Raw genomic sequence first — 25,609 nt, 5'->3', positions numbered from 1 at the left:
ACAAAAAACGAAGATGAAATCTTTTTGCATTGGCGTGTTAGCTGGCAGCCTATTGTCGTTGTTTTTGCCAATAGTGCCAGCTTTTTTCATAATATTTTTGCTGATAGCGGTAATTTTTATTTTACCAAGATCCGGCAGGTTATTCGGTGCCGGTGTTATCGCTTTTATAGCCAGTTGGAGCTGGCAGTTTTATGCTTACCAAGATACACAGCACGCATTACTGTTATCTCAACAGCCTTTAACTGGCGTTATTGTCGATACGCCACAGCATTATACCGAGTATAGCCAATTTAAGCTGCAGCTTGATAGCGGTTTAGCTAAAGGCTACTACATTCAGCTTAATTGGCACTTACCGCCACACACTTTAAACCCCGGCCAACGTTGGCAGCTTACGGCAAAATTACGCCCAGTTGCCGGTGTCGCTAACCCAGGAGCGGTTAATAAAGAAGCCCAGGCCTTGCTAGATAATGTCATTGCGCAAGGCAACGTTACGGCAGAAACAGAGGCAATGCTATTGGAGCAGCAGTTCAGTTTACGTCAGTATTGGCTAGACAAGTTAAGCTTTGCCGTTTCATCGCTGCAAACAAAACCATTGTTAATGGCGCTAACTATGGGCGAGCGTAATTTTTCGCCTAGCTTATGGCGCGGCTTACAGCAATCTGGATTAGCCCATTTATTGGCGATATCTGGGTTACACATAGGTTTGGTGTTCGGTTGGGGTTTAGTGTTGTTACGTGTATTACCGTGGCCAATACGTTATCTAAACTGGCGTCAGCCGATAGCGCTGATGGGCGCCATGTTATTGAGCTTTAGCTATGCGTGGCTAGCAGGGTTTGCGGTGCCAACCATTAGGGCCTCTGTCGCTTTAATGTTGTTAGTTTTAGCGTTGTTACAAAAAAAGTCGCTTAGCTATCTTGGTTACTGGTTGTTGCTTGCGGCCATTTTACTATTAAGCAAACCGTTTTTTACCTTGAGTAAGAGTTTTTGGTTGTCGTTATTAGCCGTGGCGGTAATTTTCTTTGTGCTTTGGCGACAGCCGCAACGTCGTTCTCGTTGGCGAGATAAACTCACACTGTTTTTTAGTTTTCACTTTAGCCTAACCTTATTTATGGCGTTGCTGAGTATGTTGCTATTTAATGGCACTACGCTGCTTAGCTTGTTATCTAATCTGTTATTTGTGCCTTGGTGTAGTTTAGTAGCAATCCCAATCTTGCTGCTGTGTTTGTTAGCCGAGTTAATAGGGTTGCCCGGCAGCAGCGCAATGTGGCAGCTATGTGATTGGCTATTTCAGCCGCTACTGTGGTGGTTAAACTGGAGTGCCGAGTATGGTAGCTGGTTAGTGCTACCCGACATTTCAAATGTACTGATTATTGCCGTTTTAGTGTCGTTGCTATGGCATTATCTTGCAGCCCCCCGTTTATTGTATTTTATATTACCGTTCTTATTTTTGCCGTTATTGCAGCAGGCTGTTAAGGCGCCCACATGGCAACTGCACCTGATAGATGTCGGGCAAGGTTTATCCGCATTATTACAATATGGCGATCGAGGTATGCTGTACGATGCTGGACCACGTTATGGTGAGCATAGCGCTACCGCAGCGCAGGTATTACCTTATTTGCGCCAACGAGGTGTTAAAACGTTAGATTATTTAATATTAAGCCATGATGACAGTGATCATACCGGTGACTGGCAACTGCTTAAGCAAGAATACCCAGAAGTGCACATATATACCGACATTGCCAATGTTGATAACGCAATGCCTTGTGCGCAGTTACCAGAGTATTATTTGCATGCTCAGCTATCCGTGCTTGAGACTGGGAATTTTAGCAATAAAAATGATAGTTCCTGTGTACTACTGATTAACCTTTACGGTTGGCAAATATTAATTCCTGGCGATATTAGTCAGCAAGTTGAACGTCAATTAATACAACGGTACCCAACACTTACTGCCAATGTGCTGGTGTTAGCGCATCATGGTAGTAATAGTTCTAGCCATTTTACGTTTTTATATCAGCTAGCTCCGCAGTTAGCGTTAAATAGTGCAAGTTTATATAATCGCTATCAGCATCCGGCTGAACAAGTTGTCGCACGCCTTGCCGCACTAGGTATCCCGTTACATAACACCGCGCAAAGTGGCGCCTTGCGCTTAGACATTACTGCCAATTCTATGGCATTAATTGAATATAGAGCGCAAAGAATCCCCTTTTGGTTACAAAAGCCAGATGGAAATGCTGAAACCTTGGCGGCAACACGTTAGAATAAACAAAAAACTTAGGTAGGACGATCCTTTGACGGCTTCACCCACTATAAAGCAGCGCAGCTTTCGCCGATTACTGTCTTATGTAAAACCGTACCGTTGGGGCTTTATTGCCGCCGCTATTGGCATGCTTGGCTATGCGTTAGTTGATGTGTATTTTGTTTCACAATTAAAAGACTTTATTGATGTTGGTATTAATCAAAAAAATACTGACTACTTGCGCTTTGCACCGATTTTTATCGTCATTATTTTTATCTTACGCGGCGTATTTAATTTTATCGCCAGCTATTGCTTAAACTGGGTTGGCACGCATGTAGTGCAAGAAATGCGGCAGCAACTATTTCAACATCTAATGCGCTTACCCGTTAGTTTTCATGATCAACATTCTACTGGTGATTTAATTTCTAAAATCACCTATAACACGGAACAAATTAAACAAACCACATCGCGTGCACTGGCGGTATTAATTCGTGAGGGCGCCTTTGTACTGGGTTTATTGGTGGTAATGTTTTGGAACAGCTGGCAGTTATCGTCAATCTTTATTCTTATTGCGCCAATCATTGCGGTTATCGTCAGTTTTGTGTCAAAGCGTTTTAAATTATTAAGTCAAAACATTCAAAACGCCATGGGAGAGGTGACAACCTGCTCAGAGCAAATGCTTAACGGCCACAAGGTAATTTTATCTTTTGGTGGGCAAGAAATAGAAAGTAAACGCTTTTTCAAAGTTAATAATATAACTCGCCGTCAAGACGTGAAAATGGAAGCAACACGTTCTATTAGCGTGTCGTCAATTCAAATTATTGCGTCTTTTGCCCTGGCCTTTGTTATTTATATGGCCAGTTTTCCTGAGATGTTAGATAGTTTAACCGCCGGAAAATTCACCACCATTGTTGGTTCTATGATGATGTTACTGCGGCCATTAAAACAATTAACTACGGTAAATAGTGAATTTCAGCGAGGTTTAACGGCTGCCGATAGTGTGTATCTGATATTAGACCAACCGGCAGAACAAGATACTGGCAGCCATGTTTTAGCTGATATTAAAGGCGAAATTTGTTTTAAACACGTTAATTTTTCCTACCCCGGCCATGAGCAGCAAGTGTTGCATGATATTAGCTTTACCGCACCAGCTGGTAAAACTGTGGCCCTTGTGGGCCGTTCTGGTAGCGGTAAAACCACAATATCTAGCTTATTACCGCGATTTTATGATGTGTTAGACGGTGACATTACATTAGATGGCATACCCATTAAAAGTTGTACTTTAGCCTCTTTACGTCAGCAAATGGCTGTGGTGTCGCAACATGTCACCTTATTTAATGACACTATAGCCAACAATATTACCTATGGTTTTACCGAGCCGGTTTCGTTGCAACGTTTGCAAGATGTTGCGGAAAAAGCCCATGTTATGGAGTTTGCCGCTAACCTAAAAGATGGCTTAGATACCATGATTGGTGAAAACGGCGTTAGCTTGTCAGGTGGGCAACGCCAGCGTATTGCTATTGCACGTGCTTTATTACGTGAGGCGCCTATTTTGGTGCTGGACGAAGCGACATCTGCACTGGATACCGAGTCAGAGCGGAAAATTCAGGCGGCACTGAACGAGTTGTTAAAAGATCGCACTAGCATTGTGATTGCGCATCGTTTATCTACCATTGAAAACGCCGATATTATTATCGTTATGGATCAAGGCCGCATTATAGAGCAGGGTGATCATCACAGTTTATTGCAACAAGATGGTGCCTACGCACAGCTATATAAACTGCAATTTGGTTCTGAACAAACAGCGGTATAACACCAAACTAGGCAGAATAATGAACGGTATAAACGCGTGAGCTGGATAGAAAAATGCTGGTACAGTAATAGTCGCGTATATTGGCTACTCATGCCGCTAGCCTGGTTATATGCTGCTATTACCGCTTTTCGGCGTTGGCTGTTTCGTGTTGGTTTAAAACGAACCCATCGCTTACCGGTGCCGGTCATTGTCGTGGGTAACATTAGTATTGGAGGTACTGGTAAAACACCGTTTACTTTAATGTTATGTCAGTTATTACAAAGCCAAGGCTGGCGGCCGGGTATCGTTAGCCGAGGTTATGGCGCAAAAATAGCTAAGCCGCGCTTAGTTGCTGCGAATGATAATGCCGCAGATGTTGGTGATGAGCCGTTATTATTAGCGCTACGCAGTGGTTGTCCGGTGGTGGTGTATGCCAATAGGGTGCAGGCAGCAGAGTATTTATTACAACAAGCTGACATCGATATTATTATCAGCGACGACGGTTTACAGCATTATGCAATGCAACGCGATATCGAAATAGTTTTAATAGATGGTTTACGTGGTTTGGGTAACGAGCAATTACTGCCGGCGGGGCCGCTACGTGAGCGGCGCTGGCGTTTAAGCTCGGTAGATTTAGTGCTCAGTAATAGCAAAGCTTTGCCCTATAGCGATGGTGTAATGCACATTGTGCCTGACCAGGCTAGAGCACTTAACTCGGCGCAAACACTCAGCGCAGGGCCGGTTAATTTAGTGGCGGCCATTGGTAACCCAGCACGTTTTGCCCAAACAGCGCAGCTAGCCGGTTTTAGCATTGTGCAGCAGCATTATTTTGTTGATCATCATCAATTTACGCCAGCAGATTTTACCACTATTACCACGCCTATTCTGATGACCGAAAAAGACGCAGTAAAATGCCGCGCGTTTGCCAAAGATGATTGGTTTAGTTTAGGCGTAAATGCCCAATTAGATATGCCAGCTATGGCAAAACTTACAACCCTTTTAACTCAGTTACGGAGCACCTATGGCACTTAAAATTGCCTTAACCGATATTTTGGCCTGTCCGGTATGTAAAGGTAAGCTTAAATACGATAAAGCCTCAGCACAGCTTATTTGTTTAGTCGACAGATTGGCTTACCCAATACGAGAGAATATTCCGGTGTTAATTGCCGATGAAGCGAAGTTGTTAAGTGCCGATGAGGTTGAGCAATGGCGTTCGTAGTCATTATTCCCGCGCGTTACGCTAGTAGTCGTTTACCCGGTAAGCCGTTAGCCGATATTGCCGGTAAATCGATGATTGAACGCGTGTACCAGCAAGCTATGCTAAGTGGCGCTAGCCAAGTAGTAGTCGCAACGGACGATGCGCGTATTGAAGCCGAGGTGTTACGCTTTGGTGGTCAGGTATGTTTAACCTCAGCCAAACATAATTCGGGTACAGAACGTTTAGCTGAGGTAGTAACGCAATTAAATTTAGCCGCAGATACTATAGTGGTAAATGTGCAAGGTGATGAGCCCTTTATTCCACCGAGCATTATTAAGCAGGTAGCAACTAATTTAGCGGCGCAAAGCAAAGCTAATATGGCCACGCTTGCTGTCGCTATTGATAGTATTGAAGAAATAAATAACCCGAACGTGGTAAAAGTAGTCTGCGATCAGCAAGGTTATGCCCTCTATTTTAGTCGTTCTGCGATCCCTTTTGATCGAGATAGCGCGTTTAGCGCAGATATAGCCGCGAATTATCGCCGACATATTGGTATTTATGCTTATCGTGCGGAATTTATTCAACGTTATGTGCAGTGGCCAGCATCACGGTTAGAACAAATAGAATGTTTAGAGCAATTAAGAGTGCTTTGGCAAGGTGAAGCTATTCATGTTGCTACCGCGCTAGAAACGCCAGCGGTAGGTGTGGATACCCCCGCTGATCTCGGCGCAGCCTGCCGTTATGCTCAAGGTTTGGTTTAAACGGTGAGTGCATTTCGTGTTGTTGCCACTACCGAGCATTTTGTCGTATTAAATAAAGCGCCAGGTGTTAGTTTTCATTCTGAAGCGGAGCCGGGGTTAGTGGTATTAGCTGAGCAACAATTGCAAATGCCGCTGTATCCGGTGCATCGGTTAGATAAGGTAACCTCGGGGCTAATTATTCTGGCGCGCAGTTCAGCTGCTGCGGCGGAATTTACTCAGTTATTTAATCAACAGCAGATTGAAAAATATTACTTGGCCATTAGTTTAGATAAGCCACTAAAAAAGCAGGGCTGGATTAAAGGCGATATGGTGATTGGTCGACGCTCTAGCTGGAAGCTGCTACAAACCATGCACAAGCCGGCGGTTAGCTATTTTATTAGCCAAGGTTTTACTGATTTACCGTTTAGATTGTTTTTAATTAAGCCATTTACGGGTAAAACACACCAAATACGGGTAGCGTTAAAAAGTGTATCAGCGCCGATTGCGGGTGATGTATTATATCAAGCTAGTGCTGAGCAACGTGTATATCTGCATGCTTACGCCCTTGTTTTTAACTTATATAATCAGCGTTATAGCTATGTGTGCCCACCCGATGAGGGCGACCGATTTTTACAATTAACCAGTAGCAACGCACTTGAACAATGGGCTGAGCCTTGGGCGTTACCTTGGCCTAGTTATATTGCAGCGAAACAGCCAAACATAACGAGCAATAATTAAATTTAGTTACTTAATTCGAAATACAGTAGAGATTTGATGTCAGATTATTTATTACGTTTTGCCGGCATTGCCCGTTTATATGGTGTCAATGCATTAGAAATATTTCGCCAAGCGCATGTGGTGGTTATTGGTATTGGCGGCGTTGGCAGTTGGGCAGCAGAGGCCCTAGCACGTTCAGGTGTAGGCGAAATTACGTTAATAGATTTAGATGATGTTTGCATTAGTAATATTAATCGTCAGTTGCATGCGTTAACCAACACCATAGGCCAAGATAAAGTGGCGGTGATGGCAGAGCGTATTTTGGCGATTAACCCGGAGTGTAAGATAAACCAAGTTACCGATTTTATTGATGCTGATAATATGGCTAGTTTATTAGTAGGCAATATTAGTTATGTGCTTGATGCCATAGATTCGGTAAGAGCAAAGGTAGCGTTAATTGCCTATTGCAAGCGCAATAAGATCCCGTTGATCACAACCGGTGGCGCGGGTGGGCAATTAGACCCTACACAAATTCAATTAGCGGATTTAAGTCAAGCTTATAACGATCCGTTGCTGGCAAAAGTGCGTAATGCGTTGCGCCGTGATCATAATTTTACCCGTAATACTAAGCGTCGTTTTGGTGTTGACTGTGTATTTTCAACTGAGCAATTAAAATACCCTCAAGCCGATGGTAGTGTTTGCCAACAAAAACCTGAGATGAATGGCAGTATGCGTTTAGATTGTAGCGGTGGTTTTGGTGCGGCGTCTGTGGTTACTGCTAGCTTCGGTTTGGCTGCGGTATCAAAATTATTAGTTAAATTGGCTAATATGCCGACAAAACCAAGTGTAACTGAACGCTAAGCGTGCTTATTTTGCTAGGTATAGTTTTAATGGGTATAGCTTTTTATCTTAGCAATCATTGCATTTAAACCATTACCGCGAGATTGGCTTAAATAAGGTTTCAGTTTTAATTGTTCAAAGGCATTGGTTAAATCAAACTTTTTTAGCTCAGCGCTGGTTAAACCATTAACTAAAGACAACATAATGGCCATTAAACCTTTGACGATGCGGGCGTCGCTATCAAGCACAAAAAAATGCTTGTCGTCGATCTGATCATGGTAATGCATTAACCAAGCTCGAACTTCACAGCCTTTTACTAAAAACTCTGCTTGTTTCATTTTTTCGGGAATAATTGGTAATTTCTTGCCTAATTGCATCAATATACGGTATTTATTTTGCCAGTCGCTCGACTGTTGCATAGCGAGCAAATCATGGTGTTTTATATCGAGCAGCCCGTGCTTAGTATCTTCTAATAATTGACTTAAAATCATTTAGTTAGTATCTCCACAGACTGTTCTAATGCGAGTAAACAGCGATTTACATCGTCTAGTGTGTTGTATGCAGCAAAAGAAAATCTCACCGCGCCGGGTTGCGCCAAATAACTAAATAGTGGCATCGCACAATGTTGCCCAGAACGTACTGCAACGTGCTGCTGATTTAACAGTTCAGCCACATCGGAGTGGTGTTCATTGTTAACGTTTAATGCCACTATACCGGCATTATGCGCAGGCTGCGATAAAATATCTATAGCGTTAATGGTTGCTAACCCTTGGTAAAACGCTTTTAGTAGTAGTGACTTATGTGCTTTTATGTCTGCGACGTTATAGTGTTGTAACCAGCTTAGCGCTGCCATAAGGCCAATAGCACCGACGATATTCGGCGTACCCGCTTCTAAACGAAACGGTAATTGGTTAAAGCTGGTTTTTGCAAAACTAACCTCGTCTATCATTTCACCGCCACCAAATACCGGTGTTAAGCGCTCAAGCCACTGAGTTTTGCCGTATAACACACCAATACCGGTTGGGCCGTAAACTTTATGGCCGGAAAATACATAGAAATCACAGTTAAGCTGCTGCATATCGGGCTGTTCGTACACTATGCCTTGCGCACCGTCTATTACCGTAACGGCGCCAGCATCTTTAGCTAAGGCAACCATCTGCGCTACCGGCTGAATATGGCCCAACACGTTAGAGATATGGCTAAAACTGACTACTTTAGGTTTAAGCGCGAGTAATTGTTGGTAGGCGACTAAATCAAGTTGATGCTCTGCCGTTAATGGCACAACATCAATAATGACACCAAAACGCTGACAGTGCAGTTGCCAAGGCACAATATTGGCGTGGTGCTCAAGTTGGGTAAGTAAAATGCGATCACCGGCTTTAAGCAAGCTATGCATTAAACCAAAGGCAATTTGATTTAATGCTGCGGTAGCGCCACTGGTAAAAATAATTTCATGGTTAAACTCCGCGTTAATATAGTTGCCAACCGTGCCGCGTGCCTGCTCAAACAATAACGTTGCCTGCTGGCTTAACTGGTGCGCACCGCGATGTACATTACTATTATGCTGCTGATAAAACTCAATTATTGCCTGTACCACGGCATTAGGCTTATGCATAGTGGCGGCATTATCAAGATAGACCCAGTTGGGATTATGCTGAAAAAAAGCAAATTGCTGGCGAAACTGCTGAACATCAAAAACCGGCATAAGGGCAGGGGTCCGCTAACTAAGATGGCGCGATCTTGCCTGTTTTATTAAGGTAGCGCAAATTAAGCGCGGTATTTTAATTAAGAAAAAAGCGGCCTAGGCCGCTTTTTATGCAGAATTAACTTAACGCTTATTCAGTGGAGTAAAATCACGCTGGGTATAACCAGTGTATAACTGACGCGGACGGCCAATTTTATGGCCTTTTTCTCCCAGCATCTCGTCCCAATGTGAAATCCAGCCAACAGTACGTGACATAGCAAAAATCACAGTAAACATGCTCGTTGGAATACCAATTGCTTTTAAGATAATACCTGAGTAGAAATCAACGTTCGGATACAGTTTCTTCTCGATGAAGTACGGGTCTTCCAGCGCAATACGCTCTAGTTCCATTGCTACATCTAACAGCGGATCTTTAACGTTTAGCTCTTTTAATACTTCATGGCAGGTATCGCGCATTACTTTGGCACGTGGGTCAAAGTTTTTATACACGCGGTGACCAAAGCCCATTAAGCGGAATGAGTCATCTTTATCTTTGGCACGGGCAACGTATTCTGGAATACGGTCAACAGAGCCAATTTGTTGTAACATTTTTAAGCAAGCTTCGTTGGCGCCGCCATGTGCAGGCCCCCAAAGTGAGGCTACGCCCGCGGCAATACATGCATATGGGTTAGCACCTGATGAGCCCGCTAAACGTACTGTTGAGGTAGACGCATTTTGCTCGTGATCAGCATGCAGCATAAAAATACGATCCATGGCCTTAGCTAAAACGGGGCTAACTACGTATTCTTCTGCAGGTACCGAAAACATCATATGTAAGAAGTTTGCTGAATAGCTTAAATCGTTACGTGGATGCACAAAAGGCTGACCGACGGTGTATTTATATGCCATGGCTGACAACGTAGGCATCTTGGCAATTAAGCGATGGGCGCTGCGTTTACGTTGCTCTGGGTCATTAATGTCTAAATCGGAATGGTAAAAAGACGACATTGCACCAACCACACCGCACAGCATTGCCATAGGGTGCGCATCTACGCGAAAACCTTGGAAAAAGGCCGCAATTTTTTCATGTACCATTGTGTGGCGGGTAATGGTGCCTTTGAAATGATTATATTGTTCTGCGTTTGGTAACTCGCCTTCTAACAACAGGTAGCATACTTCTAAATAGTCTGAATGATCTGCCAGTTGTTCAATCGGATAACCACGATGTAATAACACACCGTTATCACCATCAATGTAAGTGATTTTTGATTCACAAGAACCGGTAGACATGAAACCCGGATCAAAGGTGAAATAACCATGCTGACCCAAGGCACGAACATCAATTACGTCAGTGCCAGCGCTGCCCGAGTATATTGGCAACTCGAACGATTTCCCATCGATCTGCACGACGGCCTTTTTATCTGCCATTGGATTTCTCCTGTTGTTGTAGTATCGGGTTAAAGGAATTTTGCAAGTTGGCCGCTATTCTAACTGCAAACGCCCCCATAAAGTCAATTTTAATGAATATTTGCTTAATAAGTATTCGACTCTAGTATTATTGCTCTCACGGGTAAAATGTGTAATGTTTTGAATACGACTATTTTTCAGTAAAACCAAACAAAAATTGTAATAACAGCTTACGAAATATATACTAATGCGGTTTTTAAACAGTTCACTCGGCAAGCACTTTTTCGGCTGTCTGGCAGCACTGATCCAGTTTGGGCGATAAGGTGTATTGATTTTGGGTGTTGACTGTTTATACAGCAATGACAACGACAATGACAACAAGAGCTCGATTATGGGCATCGATGGGCAAGCACTGTGAAAAAACAAAGACCAGTAAATCTCGACCTTTCTACCATATCGTTTCCGGCAGCGGCCATAGCGTCAATTTTGCACCGGGTTACCGGCGTAGCATTATTTTTTGCTTTGGTATTCGTCATCTGGGCTTGGGCTTATTCGCTACAAGACCAACAGAGCTTTGACTTCGTCAAAGAGCTGATGACATCTCACCTCGCTAAGTTTATAGCCTGGGGCACTATCACTGTTCTGCTTTATCACCTAGTTGGCGGTATCCGTCACTTGGTTATGGATTTAGGACACTGGGAAGAGCTTAAATCAGGTGGTATAAGCGCCAAAGTGACTATTGCACTGTGGTTAGTATTAGCAGTATTAGCAGGAGTCTGGCTATGGTTTTAAACCAAGCAAGCCTGAAACGCGATGGCGTGCAGGATTTTGTGTCACTACGTGCAACGGCCGTTGTACTGACACTTTATATCGTGTTTATTCTGGGTTTCTTTCTTTGCACCCCAGAAATAACCTTTGAAATTTGGCATGGTTTGTTTGCCAATATTCTGGTTAAAGTTTTTACTTTGTTAGCGTTAATTTCTATTGCTGTGCACACCCGCATTGGTTTATGGCAGGTGTTGACTGACTACGTTAAGTCACCAGCATTACGTGCTGTATTACAATTCTTCCTTTATACCCTGGTTTTCGCTTATGTAGCGGTAGGCCTGTTTGTTTTGTGGGGTGCTTAAGTGACTATTCCAGTAAGAGAGTTTGATGCCATTGTAATTGGTGCAGGTGGTGCTGGTATGCGCTCCGCATTGCAGATTACAGAGTCAGGTTTAACCTGCGCACTATTATCAAAAGTATTCCCAACGCGGTCACATACTGTTTCTGCCCAAGGCGGTATTACAGTTGCGTTAGGTAATAGCCACCCAGATAACTGGGAATGGCACATGTTTGATACCGTTAAAGGTTCTGATTATATCGGCGACCAAGATGCTATCGAATATATGTGTAAAACCGGACCAGAAGCGATAACTGAACTAGAAAATATGGGTTTACCGTTTTCTCGTTTTGAAAATGGTCGCGTGTATCAGCGCCCATTTGGTGGTCAATCGCAGAATTTTGGCGGTGAGCAAGCTGCTCGTACCGCAGCAGCAGCTGACCGTACTGGCCATGCTTTGTTGCACTTGCTTTATCAGCAAAACGTAAAGAACAAAACTCAGGTATTTTCTGAGTGGTATGCACTTGATTTAGTGAAAAACCAAGACGGCACTATCGTTGGCTGTACTGCTATTGATATTGAAACCGGCGAAATCGTTTATTTCAAGGCAAAAGCTACAGTATTAGCTACCGGTGGTGCAGGGCGCATTTATGCGTCTACCACTAATGCTCATATTAATACCGGTGATGGTATCGGCATGGCAATCCGTGCTGGTGTACCATTACAAGATATGGAAATGTGGCAATTTCACCCGACAGGTATTGCCGGTGCGGGTACATTAGTTACTGAAGGTTGTCGCGGCGAAGGCGGTTACTTGCTAAATAAAGATGGCGAACGTTTTATGGAGCGCTACGCACCAAACGCCAAAGACTTAGCTAGCCGTGACGTGGTTGCACGTTCAATGATGACCGAAATTCGTGAAGGCCGTGGTTGTGAAGGCCCTTGGGGTATTCACCTTAAGTTAAAACTGGATCACTTAGGCGCAGAAGTATTAGAAAGTCGTCTACCAGGTGTGTGCGAACTATCAAAAACTTTCGCCCACGTTGACCCAACTAAAGAGCCAATTCCAGTTATTCCAACTTGTCACTATATGATGGGTGGTATTCCAACTAACGTGCATGGTCAAGTACTTGCACCTAAAGCCGATGGCTCAACGCCAATCGTTAAAGGCTTATTTGCTTGTGGCGAAATTGCTTGTGTGTCGGTACACGGCGCTAACCGCTTAGGTGGTAACTCGCTATTAGACTTAGTGGTATTCGGCCGCGCGACTGGCTTACATTTAGGTGAAGCACTTGCGGCAAACACTGAAACTCGTGATGCATCGCAGTCAGATATTGACGCGGCGTTAGTACGTGTTCGCCGCTGGGAAGCAACGACACCTGGTCAAGGTGAAGACCCTGTACAAATTAAGAAAGACTTACAGCAGTGTATGCAGCTAAACTTCTCGGTATTCCGTGAAGGTAAAGCTATGGCTGAAGGTTTAGAGCAGTTAAAAGAAATTCGTGAACGGTTGAAATTCGCCCGCTTAGATGACAAGAGCTCAGATTTTAATACTCAGCGTATTGAATGTTTAGAGCTAGATAACCTAATGGATACGGCATTTTCTACTGCAGTAGCTGCAAATTTCCGTACTGAAAGCCGCGGTGCACATGCTCGCTTTGACTTCCCAGATCGCGATGATGAAAACTGGTTATGTCACAGTGTTTATACACCAGAAACCGAAACAATGAGTAAGCGCGAAGTCAACTTGGAACCTAAGTTCCGTGATGCCTTCCCGCCCAAAGCACGTACATATTAAGAGGGCACAGCGATGAAGAAGTTAGTTTTCTCAATCTATCGTTACAACCCTGATGTTGATAAAGCACCACGGATGCAGGATTACACGTTAGATAATCCTGAAGGACGCGACATGATGGTGCTTGATGCACTAATCAAGTTGAAAGAGCAAGACCCAACATTATCGTTTCGTCGTAGCTGTCGTGAAGGCGTCTGCGGCTCAGATGGTGTGAATATTAATGGTAAAAATGGTCTAGCTTGTATTACGCCATTAACTGCAGCGGGCACTAAAGGCGGCAAAATTGTTGTTCGTCCATTACCAGGTTTACCGGTAGTGCGTGACCTTGTGGTTGATATGAGCCAGTTTTATACGCAGTATGAAAAAGTGAAGCCGTATTTGATTAACGACAGCAAGTTACCACCAGCCGGTGAGTTTCTGCAGTCGCCGGAAGAACGTGCTAAACTTGACGGCCTGTACGAGTGTATTTTATGTGCGTGTTGTTCAAGCTCTTGCCCATCATTTTGGTGGAACCCAGAGAAGTTTATCGGCCCGGCCGGTTTGCTAAATGCATACCGTTTCTTGGCAGATAGCCGTGATACAGCAACAGAGCAGCGTTTAAACGATCTAGATGATGCATTCAGCGTATTCCGCTGCCATGGCATCATGAATTGCGTTAACGTATGCCCTAAAGGTTTGAACCCAACCAAAGCAATTGGTAAAATTAAATCTATGTTGTTAAATCGGGCGCTGTAATGCGCCCTTTTTTGGTATGTAAGTAAAAAACGGCCTGGTAACCTGCGAACAGGCTGTTTTTTTGCTATTTTTCCAGGTGCGCGGAAATTAAGGGAAACTACTAAATGCACGAAGGTGTAATGAAGGCATGGCTAGAGTCTTCTCATCTTGGCGGCGGCAATATGGCCTACGTCGATGAGCTGTATGAATCCTACTTGGCTGAACCTACCAGCGTTGGCGATGAATGGCGTGAGTTTTTCGCTAAATTGCCAAAGCTTGACGGTGTCGATCTTGAAACCCGTCATTCTGACGTAAGGCAGCAGTTCTCTGAACTTGCTCGTAATAAGCATCGCGAAGTGGTGGTGGTCAATTCTGCCACCGCCGCCGATAGCCGTCAGGTGAAGGTGTTACAGCTGATTAACTCTTACCGCTTTCGCGGTCATCAGCAAGCCAATTTGGATCCGTTAGGGTTATGGCAACAGTCACGAGTGCGTGATTTAGAATTATCGCACCATGATTTGTCAGAAAGCGACTTTGATACCGAGTTTAATGTGGGCTCTTTTGCCGTAGGTAAAGAAACCATGAAACTGGGTGAGCTATACAAAGCATTAGAGAAAACCTATTGTGGTTCTATCGGTGCGGAGTATATGCACATTGTTTCTACTGACGAAAAGCGCTGGATCCAACAGCGACTTGAAGCCAATCAATCAACACCTTCGTATGATAAGCCAACTAAAACCCGCATTTTAAATGGGTTAGTTGCAGCTGATGGTCTTGAAAAATACTTATCTTCTAAATTTCCAGGCGCAAAGCGTTTTGGTTTAGAAGGCGGCGATGCCATGATCCCAATGCTTAAAGCGATGATTCATCACGCTGGTGAGCAGGGCGCGAAAGATTGCGTAATTGGTATGGCGCACCGTGGTCGTTTAAATACACTTATTAACGTGCTAGGCAAAAACCCATCAAAACTATTTGATGAGTTCGCCGGTAAATACGAAGTAGTCGGTGCCGGCGATGTTAAATATCATATGGGTTTCTCATCTGATTTTGCTACCGCAGGTGGCAATGTACACTTAGCATTGGCGTTTAACCCTTCGCATTTAGAAATTGTAAACCCCGTAGTTATGGGGTCAATTCGTGCTCGCTTGGACCGTCGTGGTTGTACCGATGGTTCATTAGCCCTACCTATTACTATTCATGGCGACTCGGCATTTGCTGGCCAAGGTGTAGTAGCAGAAACCTTTAACATCTCGCAAACGCGCGCGTTTAAAGTGGGCGGTACGGTACGTATTGTTATTAACAACCAAGTGGGTTTCACTACGTCTAACCCAGAAGACACGCGCTCAACAGAATACTGTACTGACATTGCGAAAATGGTGCAGGCACCTATTTTCCACGTTAATGGCGATGATCCAGAGGCGGTAGTTTTTGTGGCGCAGTTGGCGGTAGATTACCGCAATACCTTTAAGCGTGATGTGGTTATCGACTTAGTATGTTATCGCCGTAACGGCCATAACGAAGCGGACGAGCCAAATGCAACGCAGCCATTGATGTACCAAAAAATTAAAAAGCATCCAACCGCACGCGAAATTTACGCGAAAAAGCTGGTAGCGGAAGGGTTATTCAGCGATGAGCAAATTAGCGCGCTAGTTGAACAATATCGTGATGCGTTAGATAAAGGCGATTGTGTCGTAGAAGAGCGTAAAGCGGTTACTTCTGCCTCGTCCGACTGGACACCGTTTTTAGGCCGTGATTGGGATAGTGCATACGATGCTAGCATGTCGGTAGACAAGCTGGTTACGCTTGGTAAAGAAGCGACGCGTATTCCCGCAAACCACGTGCTGCAGCGTCAGGTTGGTCGTGTTTACGAAGACCGAGCGTTAATGTTAACTGGTGAAAAGAAAATTGATTGGGGTTTTGCTGAAATCTTAGCTTATGCATCAATTGTGGCTGAAGGTAGCCGAGTACGTATTGTTGGTCAAGATTCTGGCCGTGGTACTTTCTTCCATCGTCACGCTGCGCTGCATAGCCAAACTGACGGTTCGGTATACACGCCGCTTGAGCATATCAGTAAAGACCAAGGCCCATTCCAGGTATACGACTCTGCATTGTCAGAAGAAGCCGTAATGGCCTTTGAATATGGTTACGCCACTGCTGAGCCACGCGCTATGGTAATTTGGGAAGGTCAGTTCGGTGACTTTGCTAACGGTGCTCAGGTAGTTATTGACCAGTTCTTAAGTTCAGGTGAGCAAAAGTGGGGCCGGTTATGCGGTTTAACATTATTGCTGCCACACGGCTATGAAGGCCAAGGCCCAGAGCACTCGTCTGCGCGCTTAGAACGCTTTTTACAATTATGTGCTGATCATAATATGCAAGTCTGTGTGCCTACCACACCTGCGCAAGTGTACAATATGCTACGCCGGCAGATGGTTCGCCCAATGCGTCGGCCACTCATTGTTATGTCGCCTAAATCATTGTTACGTCACCCATTGGCAACCTCAACGTTAGAAGAGTTGGCCGATGGTAAGTTTCATAACGTGATTGGCGAAATTGATGATCTTAAGCCAGCAGATGTGAAGCGAGTAGTGTTCTGTAGTGGTAAGGTTTATTACGACTTGCTAGAAGAGCGCCGTAAGCGTGAACAAACAGACGTTGCTATTGTTCGTGTAGAACAGTTATATCCGTTCCCACATGAAGAAATGGCAGCAGTATTGAGCCAGTATCAACATGTTACTGACTATGTTTGGTGTCAGGAAGAGCCGCAAAACCAAGGCGCTTGGTATTGTAGCCAGCATCACTTCCGTGCTGCAATTCCTAAAGCGGGTAACCTTACTTATGCTGGTCGCGATGCATCGTCATCGCCTGCTGTAGGTTATTTATCTGTACACAACAAACAGCAGCAAGCGTTAGTAAACGACGCGTTGAGCATTAAATAATAGATTGATCGGCCCAGATTGGGCCGATTAAACAAAATAAGACCAACCGGTAAAAGGTGAAAAAGTGGAAATTAAAGTACCCGTACTTCCAGAATCCGTTGCAGATGCAACCATCGCCACCTGGCACGTTAAAACAGGCGAAGCCGTTACACGCGATCAGGTATTAGTTGATATTGAAACCGACAAAGTGGTACTTGAAGTTGTTGCTCAAGCCGATGGCGTAATGGGCGAAATCATTCATGACACTGGCGCTACGGTATTAGCAGAGCAAGTTATCGGTAACATGCAAGCCGGTGGTGCACCTGCTGCTAAAGCTGACGCGGCACCAGCAGCTAAAGCGGATACCGCACCTGCGGCTACTGCAGATGACAGTAATGATGATGCGTTAAGCCCATCAGTACGTCGCATGATTGCAGAAAAAGGCTTAGATGCTAACAAAATTAAGGGTAGCGGCAAAAATGGCCGTGTGACCAAAGAAGACGTAGAGAAGTTTGTTGCCGGTGCACCAGTTGCAGCTGCGACAGTTGCAGCACCCGTTGGCGATCGTAGCCAAAAACGTGTGCCTATGACACGTTTACGCAAAACTATTGCCAACCGTTTATTAGAAGCGAAAAACTCTACCGCCATGTTAACCACGTTTAACGAAGTTAACATGAAGCCAATTATGGACTTGCGTAAGCAGTATCAAGACGTGTTTGAAAAGCGTCACGGTATTCGTTTAGGCTTTATGTCATTTTATGTGAAAGCGGTAACTGAAGCATTAAAGCGCTTCCCAGAAGTTAACGCAGCCATTGATGGTGACGATATCGTTTATCATAACTACTTTGACGTAAGTATCGCGGTATCTACGCCACGTGGTTTAGTAACGCCGGTATTGCGCGATTGCGATAAAATGAACTTGGCTGAAATTGAACAGGCCATTAAAGCGTTAGCGTTAAAAGGTCGTGATGGCAAATTAGCTATGGATGACTTAATTGGCGGTAACTTCACCATCACTAACGGTGGTGTGTTTGGCTCGTTAATGTCTACGCCAATAATTAACCCACCACAGTCAGCTATTCTGGGTATGCACAAAATTCAGGATCGCGTAATGGTTGTTGATGGCAAGATGGAAATTTTGCCAATGATGTATTTAGCGCTGTCATATGATCACCGTATTATCGACGGTAAAGAATCTGTTGGTTTCTTGGTAACAATTAAAGAATTGTTAGAAGACCCTACCCGTATTCTGCTGGATATTTAATTATTCAGTGAAATTAACTAAAAATGCTGTTGTTTTGCTACAACAGCATTTTTTATCTTAGTGGTTGGTATTATAATACGTGCCGATCAAACGTCAGGCTGTACCATAACGGACAGCTTCCATATTCAAATGAACGGAAAATAGCCATGAATTTGCACGAGTATCAGGGTAAGCAACTGTTTGCCCAGTATGGTTTGCCTGTATCTAAAGGCATTGCCGCAGCTACAGTTGAAGAAGCGGTAGCAGCTGCAGACAAAATCGGCGGCGATATGTTTGTTGTCAAAGCTCAGGTTCACGCTGGTGGTCGCGGTAAAGCGGGCGGCGTAAAACTGGTTAAGAGCAAAGAAGACATCAAGGCATTCGCAGAAAAATGGCTTGGTAAAAATCTGGTAACTTACCAGACAGACGAAAAAGGTCAGCCTGTTAGCCGTATTCTGGTTGAGCCTTGCACAGATATCGCTAAAGAATTGTATTTAGGTGCAGTAGTTGATCGCTCATCACGTCGTATCGTGTTTATGGCATCAACTGAAGGTGGCGTTGAAATTGAAACTGTTGCCCACGAAACACCAGAAAAAATCCTGAAAGCAGCGGTTGATCCTCTGGTTGGCGCTCAACCATACCAAGGCCGTGAATTAGCGTTCAAATTAGGCTTAGAAGGCAAACAGATTAACCAGTTCGTGAAAATTTTCATGGGTTTAGCTCAACTGTTTAAAGATAAAGACTTAGCCTTATTAGAAGTTAACCCATTGGTTATTACACCGGCTGGCGACTTACATTGTTTAGACGCTAAGTTAGTGGTTGATGGTAACGCGTTGTACCGTCATCCAGAATTAAAAGCGATGCAAGATCCATCACAAGAAGATCCGCGTGAAGCACATGCTGCTGCATGGGAACTGAACTATGTAGCTCTAGGTGGCGACATTGGTTGTATGGTTAACGGTGCCGGCCTAGCAATGGGTACTATGGACATCGTTAAATTGCACGGTGGCGAGCCAGCTAACTTCTTAGACGTTGGCGGTGGTGCAACTAAAGAGCGCGTAGTTGAAGCGTTCAAAATTATCCTGTCTGACGATGCGGTTAAAGCCGTTTTCATCAACATTTTCGGCGGTATCGTACGTTGCGATATGATTGCGGAAGGTGTTATCGGCGCGGTTAAAGAAGTCGGCGTTAAAGTACCAGTAGTGGTACGTCTGCAAGGTAACAACGCAGAATTAGGTGCTAAGGTGCTGTCTGAAAGCGGCCTGAACATTATCGCTGATACAGACCTAACAGGCGCTGCTCAGAAAGTTGTTGCAGCGGCTAAGGCATAAGGGGTAAGCAATGAGCGTTTTAATTAATAAAGATACTAAAGTAATTTGTCAGGGTTTTACTGGCGCACAGGGTACTTTCCACTCTGAGCAAGCCATTGCTTACGGTACTAAGATGGTTGGCGGTGTAACGCCAGGTAAAGGTGGTCAAGTTCACTTAGGCTTACCAGTATTTAATACTGTTGTTGAAGCAGTAGCTGCCACTGGTGCAACGGCATCAGTAATCTATGTACCTGCAGCATTTTGTAAAGACTCTATCTTAGAAGCGGCAAACGGCGGTATTAAACTGATCGTTTGTATCACTGAAGGCATTCCTACACTGGACATGCTAGATGCGAAAGTAAAATGTGACGAGTTAGGTGTAGTATTAATTGGCCCTAACTGCCCAGGCGTTATCACACCGGGCGAATGTAAAATTGGTATCATGCCAGGTCATATTCACTTGCCAGGTAAAGTTGGTATTGTTTCACGTTCAGGTACGTTGACGTATGAAGCCGTTAAGCAAACTACTGATTACGGTTTTGGCCAGTCTACCTGTGTTGGTATTGGTGGCGACCCAATTCCAGGTTCTAACTTCATTGATATTCTGAAATTATTTCAGGAAGATCCACAAACTGAAGCCATCGTAATGATCGGTGAAATTGGTGGTTCAGCTGAAGAAGAAGCTGCAGCTTATATTAAAGCTCACGTGACTAAGCCTGTAGTATCTTATATTGCTGGTGTTACTGCACCTGCTGGTAAGCGTATGGGCCACGCCGGTGCTATCATCTCTGGTGGTAAAGGTACAGCTGAAGAAAAATTTGCTGCGTTAGAAGACGCAGGTGTTAAAACCGTGAAAAGCTTAGCTGACATTGGTAAAGCACTGAAAGAGTTAACTGGCTGGTAATACCTGCTATTAGCTTGCTAAAAAGCCCGCTGCTACAGCGGGTTTTTTTATTGCTATAAAACTAGCGCAAGGCAATGTTTTTCATGGCGGTGGTAGTAGCCAGCGTGGTTTCTGCTGCTATAATGCCGCATCTTAACTAAGTTTTAGCGTAAAAAGGACAGAGTATTTTATGGCGGACGTTGAACATCGCCCCAGCAATTTTATCCGGCAAATTATTGATACCGATCTAGCTTCAGGCAAACATAGCGCAGTGCAAACGCGTTTTCCGCCTGAGCCAAACGGCTATTTGCACATTGGTCATGCCAAGTCTATCTGTCTTAACTTTGGTATTGCGCAAGACTATCAGGGTAAATGTAACCTACGTTTTGATGATACTAACCCAGAAAAAGAAAACGTCGAGTTTGTTAACTCTATTCAGCAAGACGTTAATTGGCTAGGTTTTCAGTGGGATGGCGCAGTGCGCTATTCTTCAGACTATTTTGATGCCTTGTATGGCTATGCCGTAGAGCTGATCAACAAAGGCTTAGCTTATGTCTGTTTTTTAAATGGCGAGCAAATGCGTGAGTATCGCGGTAATTTAACTCAGCCAGGTAAAAATAGCCCAAGCCGTGATACCAGCCCAGCTGAAAACTTAGCGTTGTTCGAAAAAATGCGCGCTGGTGGTTTTAAAGAGGGCGATTGCTCATTGCGGGCCAAAATTGATATGGCCTCTAGCTTTATGTGTATGCGCGATCCGGTTATTTACCGTGTTAAATTTGCTCATCACCATCAAACCGCCGATAAGTGGTGCATTTACCCGATGTACGACTTTACGCATTGTATCTCTGATGCGTTAGAAGGTATTACTCATTCACTGTGTACGTTAGAGTTTCAAGATAACCGCCGTTTGTATGACTGGATCTTAGACAATATTACTATTGCCTGTCATCCGCAGCAGATTGAGTTTTCGCGCTTAAATCTCGAATACGCGGTAATGAGCAAGCGTAAACTGCAAACCTTAGTCGAAAAAAATGTGGTATCTGGTTGGAATGACCCGCGCATGCCAACTATTGCCGGTTTACGTCGCCGTGGTTATACACCGGCAGCGATACGCGAGTTTGCTAAGCGGATTGGTGTTACCAAGCAAGATAACGTGATTGAAATGAGCGCGCTTGAAGCCTGTATTCGTGAAGATCTCGATAGCAAGGCGCCGCGTGCGATGGCAGTGCTAGAGCCGCTTAAAGTTACGATTACTAACTACCCATCAGATGGTATCGAATGGATTGACGCGGCTAACCACCCTAAAGACGAGACCATGGGTAGCCGTAAACTGCCATTTGGCCCAGTAGTGTTTATCGACCGTGCCGATTTTAAAGAAGAAGCGAATAAAAAGTACAAACGCTTAGTTTTAAATGGCGATGTGCGTTTACGTAATGCTTATGTTATTCATGCTGATGAAATGATTAAAGATGCAGAGGGTAATATAGTTGAATTAAAATGCAGCTATTTACCTGAAACCTTAGGCAACAATCCAGCCGATGGCCGTAAAGTGCGTGGTGTTATTCATTGGGTAGAGGCAACTCAGGCTTTACCTGTAGAGTTTCGTGTATATGATCGACTGTTTAGTTGCACTAACCCCGCAGCCGAAGAAGACTTTCTTACGGTAGTTAACCCGGACTCGTTAGTAGTAAAACACGGTTTGGCAGAGCCATCGTTGAAAAATGCACAACCAGAGCAGGCTTATCAATTTGAGCGAGAAGGTTATTACTGCGCCGATAATTGTGATTCAAGCGCTGACAAGTTGGTGTTTAATCGCACCGTAGGCTTGCGTGACAGCTGGGGTAAAGAAGAAGAGTAAAATATATCTGTATAAAAAGGCCGCTACTGTTCTGGTTAGTACAGTAGCGGCTTTTTTTATTGTTATTACTTTTTCAGTAACACACCAAGACCAACAATGGCGGCAATAGCGCCACCGACTAAAAACCAAATTGAATTGTCGGTTGGGTTACCGGTTACCATTTCTGTTACCTGTGAAGCGGTAGAGTTGTACTCGGTGTAGCCAAAATATAGCAAAATAGCTCCGGCAACTAATAGCGCTAAACCAATAATCTTATTCATACATGCTCCATTACTGTAGTTATATTATATTTTACGGTGTTAAGTGTGAATATGTTATTGCCTTGCATATTAGGTTGTTACCAACCTAGCAAGTACTGCTTATATAACATGACACAAATATTTAACGATGCAAAGTGTTTAACGATGTAAAGTCTTGTTATAGTTATTTATTGCCAGTTGACTCTGGTATTATTGTTAACCATTACAGCTTACTTAAACTGCAGGTTTATCATGGAACTTTTTTTAGCGGTATTGTTCTTTGCCTTTTCGACCACTATTACGCCTGGGCCAAATAACGTCATGATCATGTCATCAGGCATGAATTATGGCGTTAAAGCCAGCGTGCCACATTGGCTTGGCATTTGTTTGGGTTTCCCGTTGATGGTGATGTTGGTCGGGCTAGGTTTTGGTGTGGTGTTTGAGCGTTATCCACATTTACATCAGCTAATTAAAGTATTAGGCGTTGCTTACCTTATATGGTTGGCTTGGAAAATTGCTAGTGCTGAGCCCAAATCGATAGAGCAGGGCAAAAGTAAACCCTTTAGTTTTATCCAAGCAGCGTTATTTCAGTGGATTAACGGTAAAGCGTGGGTGATGGCCAGTAGTGCTGTGGCCGCTTTTACTGTGGTCGGCGGCGTATATTGGATTGATGTTAGCGTTATTACGCTGGCATTTTTATTGATGGCGTTTCCCTGTGTTGGTTTATGGTTAGTGTTTGGTGCTGCGTTGCGCTCATTGTTAACCAAAGCTATCTTTCAACGTATTTTCAACATTAGCATGGGTGTTATCTTGTTATTGTCGATAGTACCTGTGGTAGTAGAGGTTTGGCGTTACTATTTTACACCCGTGAATATTATTTAATTATTGTTTGGAGCCGTGCTAATGAAAACGTTAATAGCTTTATTGCTGTTGGTAATTACAGCTTGTACAGCAACACCGCCACAGACGGTATGGATTGATGTGCGAAGCGCAGATGAATATGCCGCTGGTCATCTTGTTAATACCGTTAATATTCCTCATACCGAGATTGCATCGGGTGTAGCCAAGCTCAACCTAAGTAAGGACACCCCAATCGCCGTATATTGTAAAAGCGGTCGACGAGCCGATGTAGCGCTAGAAACCTTACAGCAACTTGGCTACAGCAATGTGGTTAATAAAGGCGGTTATGAAGATTTAAAGCAGAAACTTAATAGCGAACATGAACGGAAGTGAAGAGAAAATTCGCTTAGAGCATGACGCAGCACGGTTATTTATGCGTTTATATGAACAGCGTTTTGGTATTGAAATGCGCCATATTTGGCATAACGAACCGTCGCAGCCTGATGTGTCATGTTACTTAGCTGAACAACGGCTTGATTTAGAAATAGCCCACTTATATGGCAGTGAAGCCGAAGCCATGCTTATTCTTGGCCGTGAAATTGGCGATAATATTCATAAAGAGTTGATTGCATTACTGCGCACACCACCAGAGCGTAGGCTAGTGGCGGCACTTAATCGACTGATCAGCAACAAAGCAGAGAAAATATATAATTCCGACCGAGTTTGGCTAGTGATCCGTAATGCTAACCCACTGTGGACCCGACAAGACATACTCAGCAATTGCAAACGGTTAAATATGCCCAAACAGCATCCGTTTGAGCAAATCTGGCTTATCGGCGATATCCAGGGGAAAAGTGGTCTTCTTGCATTATATCCGTCTGAATTAACCGAAAATGAGCCTAATTAATGACGACATTAGTAAATTGGCGTTGGGATATTTTTTGTGCCGTTATCGACAACTTTGGCGATATCGGTATTTGTTGGCGTTTAAGCCGACAATTAGCTACTGAACACACTATCGCCGTTAAACTATGGGTTGATGATTTAGCCAGTTTTGCCAAAATTTGCCCTCAATTAGATACCAATCTAGCAGTGCAGCAACTTGCTGGCGTAACAATATGCTTGTGGTCAACAACAACGGATTGGCAGAAAAACGCTGTTGCCGATGTCGTTATTGAAGCCTTAGCCTGCACTATTCCTATGCCATATCAGCAACTAATGGCCGCACAATCAGTAAAACCTTTATGGTTAAATTTAGAATATTTATCGGCTGAGTCTTGGGTCGAGGGCTGCCACGCGTTACCCTCACCACAACCGCATTTAGCCTTAGATAAATACTTTTATTTCCCAGGTTTTACTTCTGCTACAGGTGGTTTGTTGCAAGAACAAGGTTTACGTCAGCTGGCTGAGCAATTTATCGCTAACGCAGATTTACAGCATAAATTTTGGTGCGAGCTAGGCATAACTAACAGTATTAACTATCAACAAAAAATTTCCTTGTTTGCCTACGATCATCCTAAAATCGATAGCTTATTACAGTACTGGCAGCATTCAGACCGATCAATATTATGCCTGGTACCCGAGGGCGTGTTAGCACAACAACTGTTGAGCTTATATCCTGCGCTAGCTGCCAGTGGGGATATAACGCTAGGTGCACTTAGGCTTAAAGTGCTGCCGTTTATGGCGCAAGATAATTATGACAAGCTACTATGGGCTTGTGATGTTAATTTTGTTCGCGGTGAAGACTCAATAATCCGCGCACATTGGGCGGCTAAACCCTTTATTTGGCAAATTTATCGTCAAGCCGAGCAAGCACATTTAGATAAACTTAAGGCATTTATGCAGCGTTATTGCGAAAAAATGTCAGAAAACATGGCTGAAATAGTACAGGAATTCTGGCTAGCGTGGAATACAACTGCTGATTTAGCCGACAGTTGGCAAGTATTTAGTGCATTATTGCCGCAGATAGCCGAACATAACCTAAAGTGGCACACAGAGTTAACCTTAAATGGGGATCTTGCTAGCAACCTCGTGCACTTTGCTGAAAAAAAATTTATAATACGTCACAATTTTTCCTAACGAGAAGATATAAC

Annotated in this window: 24 protein-coding genes; 20 read left to right on the top strand and 4 right to left on the bottom strand. The window is 44.0% G+C overall.

The features are described from left to right. The first annotated feature begins 13 nt into the window (after window positions 1-13). The 7 genes from MN199_RS06705 to tcdA are packed head-to-tail and all read left to right on the top strand — an operon-like array spanning window position 14 to window position 7,544. Window positions 14-2,257: a DNA internalization-related competence protein ComEC/Rec2 gene (locus MN199_RS06705; RefSeq protein WP_335738850.1), complete on the top strand. Its 2,244-nt coding sequence runs from the start codon at window positions 14-16 to the stop codon at window positions 2,255-2,257. A gap of 31 nt (window positions 2,258-2,288) precedes the next feature. Beyond that, window positions 2,289-4,049, top strand: a complete 1,761-nt coding sequence (gene msbA / locus MN199_RS06700) for a lipid A export permease/ATP-binding protein MsbA (RefSeq protein ID WP_335738849.1) — start codon at window positions 2,289-2,291, stop codon at window positions 4,047-4,049. A gap of 36 nt (window positions 4,050-4,085) precedes the next feature. Beyond that, entirely contained in the window at window positions 4,086-5,060 is a 975-nt protein-coding gene (gene lpxK / locus MN199_RS06695; RefSeq protein ID WP_335738848.1) for a tetraacyldisaccharide 4'-kinase, read from the top strand. Beyond that, the gene (locus tag MN199_RS06690) at window positions 5,050-5,247 is read left to right on the top strand and encodes a Trm112 family protein (protein ID WP_132583674.1); all 198 of its coding nucleotides are present in this window, start codon (window positions 5,050-5,052) and stop codon (window positions 5,245-5,247) included. Before lpxK ends, MN199_RS06690 begins: the two co-directional genes overlap by 11 nt. Beyond that, window positions 5,235-5,987 carry a 3-deoxy-manno-octulosonate cytidylyltransferase gene (gene kdsB, locus MN199_RS06685; protein ID WP_335738847.1) on the top strand — a complete coding sequence of 251 codons (753 nt, stop codon included), beginning with the start codon at window positions 5,235-5,237 and terminating at the stop codon, window positions 5,985-5,987. The genes MN199_RS06690 and kdsB overlap by 13 nt, the downstream gene beginning before the upstream one ends. 3 nt (window positions 5,988-5,990) lie before the next feature. Next, window positions 5,991-6,704, top strand: a complete 714-nt coding sequence (locus tag MN199_RS06680; protein WP_132583670.1) for a pseudouridine synthase — start codon at window positions 5,991-5,993, stop codon at window positions 6,702-6,704. Between the two features lie 36 nt (window positions 6,705-6,740). Continuing rightward, window positions 6,741-7,544 (top strand): tRNA cyclic N6-threonylcarbamoyladenosine(37) synthase TcdA, encoded by an 804-nt coding sequence (tcdA, locus tag MN199_RS06675; protein ID WP_335738846.1) that lies wholly within the window; start codon window positions 6,741-6,743, stop codon window positions 7,542-7,544. A 26-nt stretch (window positions 7,545-7,570) separates the two neighbouring features. Here tcdA and MN199_RS06670 read toward each other — a convergent pair whose 3' ends face one another. The 3 genes from MN199_RS06670 to gltA all read right to left on the bottom strand — a co-directional run bounded on the left by MN199_RS06670 (window position 7,571) and on the right by gltA (window position 10,635). Beyond that, window positions 7,571-8,014 carry a SufE family protein gene (locus tag MN199_RS06670; RefSeq protein WP_335738845.1) on the bottom strand — a complete coding sequence of 148 codons (444 nt, stop codon included), beginning with the start codon at window positions 8,012-8,014 and terminating at the stop codon, window positions 7,571-7,573. After that, window positions 8,011-9,228, bottom strand: coding sequence for an aminotransferase class V-fold PLP-dependent enzyme (locus tag MN199_RS06665; protein WP_132583666.1), 1,218 nt, complete (start codon window positions 9,226-9,228; stop codon window positions 8,011-8,013). Before MN199_RS06665 ends, MN199_RS06670 begins: the two co-directional genes overlap by 4 nt. Before the next feature lie 123 nt (window positions 9,229-9,351). After that, window positions 9,352-10,635: a citrate synthase gene (gene gltA, locus MN199_RS06660; protein ID WP_335738844.1), complete on the bottom strand. Its 1,284-nt coding sequence runs from the start codon at window positions 10,633-10,635 to the stop codon at window positions 9,352-9,354. Window positions 10,636-11,028: 393 nt separating this feature from the next. Here gltA and sdhC point away from each other — a divergent pair, with 393 nt between their 5' ends. The 9 genes from sdhC (at window position 11,029) to glnS (ending at window position 22,437) form a co-directional block, all read left to right on the top strand. Continuing rightward, window positions 11,029-11,406, top strand: coding sequence for a succinate dehydrogenase, cytochrome b556 subunit (gene sdhC / locus MN199_RS06655; RefSeq protein ID WP_335738843.1), 378 nt, complete (start codon window positions 11,029-11,031; stop codon window positions 11,404-11,406). After that, a complete protein-coding gene (gene sdhD / locus MN199_RS06650) occupies window positions 11,397-11,744 on the top strand; it encodes a succinate dehydrogenase, hydrophobic membrane anchor protein (RefSeq protein WP_132583660.1) in 348 nt (115 codons plus the stop codon). The genes sdhC and sdhD overlap by 10 nt, the downstream gene beginning before the upstream one ends. Beyond that, window positions 11,745-13,517, top strand: a complete 1,773-nt coding sequence (sdhA, locus tag MN199_RS06645; RefSeq protein ID WP_335738842.1) for a succinate dehydrogenase flavoprotein subunit — start codon at window positions 11,745-11,747, stop codon at window positions 13,515-13,517. A 12-nt stretch (window positions 13,518-13,529) separates the two neighbouring features. Further along, window positions 13,530-14,249, top strand: coding sequence for a succinate dehydrogenase iron-sulfur subunit (locus tag MN199_RS06640; RefSeq protein WP_132583656.1), 720 nt, complete (start codon window positions 13,530-13,532; stop codon window positions 14,247-14,249). Between the two features lie 104 nt (window positions 14,250-14,353). Beyond that, window positions 14,354-17,164, top strand: a complete 2,811-nt coding sequence (locus MN199_RS06635; protein ID WP_132583654.1) for a 2-oxoglutarate dehydrogenase E1 component — start codon at window positions 14,354-14,356, stop codon at window positions 17,162-17,164. A gap of 64 nt (window positions 17,165-17,228) precedes the next feature. After that, on the top strand, window positions 17,229-18,407 hold the full coding sequence (gene odhB / locus MN199_RS06630; protein ID WP_335738841.1) for a 2-oxoglutarate dehydrogenase complex dihydrolipoyllysine-residue succinyltransferase: 1,179 nt from the start codon (window positions 17,229-17,231) through the stop codon (window positions 18,405-18,407). A gap of 146 nt (window positions 18,408-18,553) precedes the next feature. After that, window positions 18,554-19,717, top strand: coding sequence for an ADP-forming succinate--CoA ligase subunit beta (gene sucC, locus MN199_RS06625; RefSeq protein ID WP_132583650.1), 1,164 nt, complete (start codon window positions 18,554-18,556; stop codon window positions 19,715-19,717). Window positions 19,718-19,727: 10 nt separating this feature from the next. Beyond that, window positions 19,728-20,600 (top strand): succinate--CoA ligase subunit alpha, encoded by an 873-nt coding sequence (sucD, locus tag MN199_RS06620; protein ID WP_132583648.1) that lies wholly within the window; start codon window positions 19,728-19,730, stop codon window positions 20,598-20,600. Window positions 20,601-20,769: 169 nt separating this feature from the next. Next, on the top strand, window positions 20,770-22,437 hold the full coding sequence (gene glnS, locus MN199_RS06615) for a glutamine--tRNA ligase (protein WP_132583646.1): 1,668 nt from the start codon (window positions 20,770-20,772) through the stop codon (window positions 22,435-22,437). 65 nt (window positions 22,438-22,502) lie between these two features. Here glnS and MN199_RS06610 read toward each other — a convergent pair whose 3' ends face one another. After that, entirely contained in the window at window positions 22,503-22,697 is a 195-nt protein-coding gene (locus MN199_RS06610; protein ID WP_132583644.1) for a DUF3185 family protein, read from the bottom strand. Window positions 22,698-22,928: 231 nt separating this feature from the next. Here MN199_RS06610 and MN199_RS06605 point away from each other — a divergent pair, with 231 nt between their 5' ends. Genes MN199_RS06605 through earP form a run of 4 tightly spaced genes read left to right on the top strand, consistent with a single transcriptional unit; the run spans window position 22,929 to window position 25,595 of the window. Beyond that, on the top strand, window positions 22,929-23,558 hold the full coding sequence (locus MN199_RS06605; protein ID WP_132583642.1) for a LysE family translocator: 630 nt from the start codon (window positions 22,929-22,931) through the stop codon (window positions 23,556-23,558). 21 nt (window positions 23,559-23,579) lie between these two features. Then, complete coding sequence (locus MN199_RS06600) at window positions 23,580-23,909, top strand: rhodanese-like domain-containing protein (RefSeq protein WP_132583641.1); 330 nt, start codon at window positions 23,580-23,582, stop codon at window positions 23,907-23,909. Further along, window positions 23,896-24,423, top strand: coding sequence for a hypothetical protein (locus tag MN199_RS06595; RefSeq protein ID WP_132583639.1), 528 nt, complete (start codon window positions 23,896-23,898; stop codon window positions 24,421-24,423). Before MN199_RS06600 ends, MN199_RS06595 begins: the two co-directional genes overlap by 14 nt. After that, the gene (gene earP, locus MN199_RS06590) at window positions 24,423-25,595 is read left to right on the top strand and encodes an elongation factor P maturation arginine rhamnosyltransferase EarP (protein ID WP_335738840.1); all 1,173 of its coding nucleotides are present in this window, start codon (window positions 24,423-24,425) and stop codon (window positions 25,593-25,595) included. The genes MN199_RS06595 and earP overlap by 1 nt, the downstream gene beginning before the upstream one ends. Window positions 25,596-25,609: the final 14 nt, after the last annotated feature.

The organism is Rheinheimera metallidurans, from assembly GCF_036983985.1.
GTDB lineage: Bacteria > Pseudomonadota > Gammaproteobacteria > Enterobacterales > Alteromonadaceae > Alishewanella > Alishewanella metallidurans.
The sequence above is the reverse complement of the archived record's forward strand: the minus strand, read 5'-3'. Positions and strand labels throughout refer to the sequence as shown.

Excerpts from the sequence above, each read along its gene's own strand:
- MN199_RS06600 (WP_132583641.1), top strand. The coding sequence starts at position 23,580 with ATGAAAACGTTAATAGCTTTATTGCTGTTGGTAATTACAGCTTGTACA.
- gltA (WP_335738844.1), bottom strand. The coding sequence starts at position 10,635 with ATGGCAGATAAAAAGGCCGTCGTGCAGATCGATGGGAAATCGTTCGAG.
- sdhD (WP_132583660.1), top strand. The coding sequence starts at position 11,397 with ATGGTTTTAAACCAAGCAAGCCTGAAACGCGATGGCGTGCAGGATTTT.
- glnS (WP_132583646.1), top strand. The coding sequence starts at position 20,770 with ATGGCGGACGTTGAACATCGCCCCAGCAATTTTATCCGGCAAATTATT.
- MN199_RS06605 (WP_132583642.1), top strand. The coding sequence starts at position 22,929 with ATGGAACTTTTTTTAGCGGTATTGTTCTTTGCCTTTTCGACCACTATT.
- earP (WP_335738840.1), top strand. The coding sequence starts at position 24,423 with ATGACGACATTAGTAAATTGGCGTTGGGATATTTTTTGTGCCGTTATC.
- sucD (WP_132583648.1), top strand. The coding sequence starts at position 19,728 with ATGAGCGTTTTAATTAATAAAGATACTAAAGTAATTTGTCAGGGTTTT.
- MN199_RS06670 (WP_335738845.1), bottom strand. The coding sequence starts at position 8,014 with ATGATTTTAAGTCAATTATTAGAAGATACTAAGCACGGGCTGCTCGAT.
- sucC (WP_132583650.1), top strand. The coding sequence starts at position 18,554 with ATGAATTTGCACGAGTATCAGGGTAAGCAACTGTTTGCCCAGTATGGT.
- MN199_RS06595 (WP_132583639.1), top strand. The coding sequence starts at position 23,896 with ATGAACGGAAGTGAAGAGAAAATTCGCTTAGAGCATGACGCAGCACGG.
- tcdA (WP_335738846.1), top strand. The coding sequence starts at position 6,741 with ATGTCAGATTATTTATTACGTTTTGCCGGCATTGCCCGTTTATATGGT.
- MN199_RS06665 (WP_132583666.1), bottom strand. The coding sequence starts at position 9,228 with ATGCCGGTTTTTGATGTTCAGCAGTTTCGCCAGCAATTTGCTTTTTTT.
- MN199_RS06690 (WP_132583674.1), top strand. The coding sequence starts at position 5,050 with ATGGCACTTAAAATTGCCTTAACCGATATTTTGGCCTGTCCGGTATGT.
- MN199_RS06705 (WP_335738850.1), top strand. The coding sequence starts at position 14 with ATGAAATCTTTTTGCATTGGCGTGTTAGCTGGCAGCCTATTGTCGTTG.
- MN199_RS06610 (WP_132583644.1), bottom strand. The coding sequence starts at position 22,697 with ATGAATAAGATTATTGGTTTAGCGCTATTAGTTGCCGGAGCTATTTTG.
- MN199_RS06635 (WP_132583654.1), top strand. The coding sequence starts at position 14,354 with ATGCACGAAGGTGTAATGAAGGCATGGCTAGAGTCTTCTCATCTTGGC.
- kdsB (WP_335738847.1), top strand. The coding sequence starts at position 5,235 with ATGGCGTTCGTAGTCATTATTCCCGCGCGTTACGCTAGTAGTCGTTTA.
- MN199_RS06640 (WP_132583656.1), top strand. The coding sequence starts at position 13,530 with ATGAAGAAGTTAGTTTTCTCAATCTATCGTTACAACCCTGATGTTGAT.